This is a genomic window from Maribacter luteus (genome assembly GCF_009674825.1).
Taxonomy (GTDB): domain Bacteria; phylum Bacteroidota; class Bacteroidia; order Flavobacteriales; family Flavobacteriaceae; genus Maribacter_A; species Maribacter_A luteus.
This window is the reverse complement of the sequence record NZ_WKJH01000014.1, coordinates 1-2,687: the sequence shown is the minus strand read 5'-3', so window position 1 is coordinate 2,687 and position 2,687 is coordinate 1. Positions and strand designations below refer to the sequence as shown.

The following is a 2,687-nucleotide window of genomic DNA, read 5'->3' as shown; positions in this document are numbered from 1 at the left end:
ATAACTTCGGTACAGCAGTAATTTGAGTAACCATATCTTTAATTTTTTGTTCATTTTAAAGATACTCGACTTACTGCTTTTTCATCGATGCTATAATTAATACGGGTTTTGGTGCTTGACGCTAAGCTTGGGTATATTTAGAATGTCCGCCAAATCTTTTGGATTTGGCTTTTAAAATAAAAAAGTAAAAACAAACAAAAAGATTCGGCTAATTGCTTAAACGGAAACAAAAGTGCCTTTTTATTCCCGTACTAATCATAGCCGAGACGTTGTACGCAACCATGAGAAAGACATACTACATATTATTATCATTATTGCTATTAGGGTTTTCTGATATTTATGCTTGTACATGTCAAGGAGAATCGACTGTAAAAGGAGCGATTAAAAATTCTGACTTTGTGATTGTTGGAGAAATCATTAGTAGGGCTTTTGTTGATATTCCTGATTCAGCGCTGATTAAACAAAATTTCAAAGACACATTATATCATAAACAATATCCTTATGTTCATCGGATAAGTAAGTATTCAATTAAGATTGAGAAAATATATAAAGGTAAAACTACAAGTGATACGTTGGATATATATACTGGAAATGGTGGCGGTGATTGCGGATATAGATTTAAAATTGGAGATAGATATATAGTTTACGGTAACAAAGAAACATATTTTGGCATGACAAATAATGACTGTGAATACCCAAAAGGTAAAAACTGTATATGGACTAATATATGTATGCGGACTACCAATTATTATCAGTCGGAAATTGATGAAATAGAAAAAATTATAAAATAGACAATGGACTTTGATTTAGCAGAATACATAAGGCAAACTGGATTTTCACAAACAAGAGAGAGTGATAAACGGGATGTTTTTGAGAAAAAGTATTATCATCCTTTTAACAATAAAGATTATATCGCAAGGATTACGATACATTATGATGCTGGATATTCAAAATTCAATAATGCTTCTGTTTGGTTAATGACTGTTGATTTGACGGATGATTTTAATTCGAGTACAGAAGGATTAATAATTTATAATGGATTAGCACCGTGTAATTTTGATTTTGCGTTAGAATTATTTGAGCAAATTTTACCAGGAGAAAAAGAACTAATGAAATATAATGGGTAAATGGCAGCGTACAACAATGTATAAAAAACATAAGTGTCTAAGTGGTTTACGAGACATTTTCGCCTTTAATCAGCTCCGCCAAATCTGCGATTTGACGGTTTGTTTTAAAACAGTAAATTTGTGTCAAAACGCAAATTTGGCTCGGTGCAACTTGACAGGTAGGAGCTTCGAAATCACTTACGATTTTTTATACGAGTCGTTAGCAAGCATTTGAAAAAAAATGAAAATATTAATAAACGACTTTAAATCTGCAGAAGATACTTATAAGAACATTTTCAAAAATTATGGCTACGAAGAAAATGAATTAATCTTTTGTAATTCATTCGAGAAAACCAAATCGTTTATTATTGAACAGCTAGAAAAAAAGAAACTTCATATTGATGTAATAATTACCAATGAATCATCGGCAGAACATATTGATAGCTTGCAAGCGTCCAAAATTTTAAGATTTAGAAATGGATTCAACACTTCTTATTCAAAAGGTAATTTTAGGATTAGTTCTATCCCAGTTATACTATATACTGACATAGAGACAAGAGGAACAATTTCAGCAGACAATTGGCAAGCGATTCTTAAAAAAAATAAGGAAGGACAACACGATGAATTTATTACTGAATTTGAAAACACTATAAGGACTTGGCGAAAAAGATTAGTAACCGATTTAGAAAACTTAGGAATTTTAAATAAAAACACTCAAAACTTTCAAGAATCAACTTTTTATAAAACTCATTACAAGAATCGAATAACTAAAAATTCTGAAAGTTACTTCTTACTAAAAACCTCAATCGTATCGGAAGAATTCATTAAGCTACCAACACCGTTAGTTTACGATTGGCTGATAATAAATAGAAGAGAAATTGAACAATCTATTTTAGAGTTTAATTCTACCTACAATAATCATATCAAATATGATAGAATAAATAATGAGCGGACTATTTTACACGATTTTTTCAATCAGAATAAAATGATTCTTTTAAGAGACGCTTTTATTGATTTTGAATACGAGAAAAACTTATATGATTTGAATGAGAAAACTAATGAAGAATGTGATTATATACTTAAAACAGAGTTCCCTGAGTTTTTAAAAACAACCTTTTTCGAAGTTAAAAAAGAAGATGTAACTTTTTATGTCAAAAAGAAAACGAAAAGACCTCAATTAAGTAGTAACTATTTATCTCATTTAGAACAAGTCTGGAGATATAAGGAGTATTCAAGTAAAAAAGAAAATGAACTAGAAATAGAATCTAAATTGGGCTATCGAACAGAAAACTTTGACCATATTTTACTTGCAGGGAGAAAAGAAGAAAAGCTTGAAATGAAAGAAAAATTTTCAAGTGACCTTAATCGAATGTATAATGGAATTGAGGTTGTAACTTATGAAGAGCTTGAAGAGTTAAATATTGATTATTTTGATAAATTCAATCGACTAAGTATTGATTTGAAATAAAAACGCTTGCTAACATTGTATCCTATGAAAAGCCCTAGTCCAGTTCTCTAAAGTTAATCAATATTTTCTTTTTTGCCTTAAACCACCTTTTTTTCTTTAATATAACTTGCTCC

General features: G+C 29.8%; 3 protein-coding genes. All 3 read left to right on the top strand.

Annotation, left to right across the window (positions count from 1 at the left end; all coding sequences use genetic code 11):
• The first annotated feature begins 281 nt into the window (after nt 1-281).
• The 3 genes from GJ691_RS11390 to GJ691_RS11380 all read left to right on the top strand — a co-directional run bounded on the left by GJ691_RS11390 (nt 282) and on the right by GJ691_RS11380 (nt 2,574).
• Complete coding sequence (locus GJ691_RS11390) at nt 282-791, top strand: hypothetical protein (RefSeq protein ID WP_154366967.1); 510 nt, start codon at nt 282-284, stop codon at nt 789-791.
• A gap of 3 nt (nt 792-794) precedes the next feature.
• Nucleotides 795-1,127, top strand: coding sequence for a hypothetical protein (locus GJ691_RS11385; protein WP_154366965.1), 333 nt, complete (start codon nt 795-797; stop codon nt 1,125-1,127).
• Nucleotides 1,128-1,347: 220 nt separating this feature from the next.
• Nucleotides 1,348-2,574 (top strand): Shedu anti-phage system protein SduA domain-containing protein, encoded by a 1,227-nt coding sequence (locus GJ691_RS11380; RefSeq protein WP_154366963.1) that lies wholly within the window; start codon nt 1,348-1,350, stop codon nt 2,572-2,574.
• The last annotated feature ends 113 nt before the right edge of the window (nt 2,575-2,687 follow it).

Excerpts from the sequence above, each read along its gene's own strand:
- GJ691_RS11390 (WP_154366967.1), top strand. The coding sequence starts at position 282 with ATGAGAAAGACATACTACATATTATTATCATTATTGCTATTAGGGTTT.
- GJ691_RS11385 (WP_154366965.1), top strand. The coding sequence starts at position 795 with ATGGACTTTGATTTAGCAGAATACATAAGGCAAACTGGATTTTCACAA.
- GJ691_RS11380 (WP_154366963.1), top strand. The coding sequence starts at position 1,348 with ATGAAAATATTAATAAACGACTTTAAATCTGCAGAAGATACTTATAAG.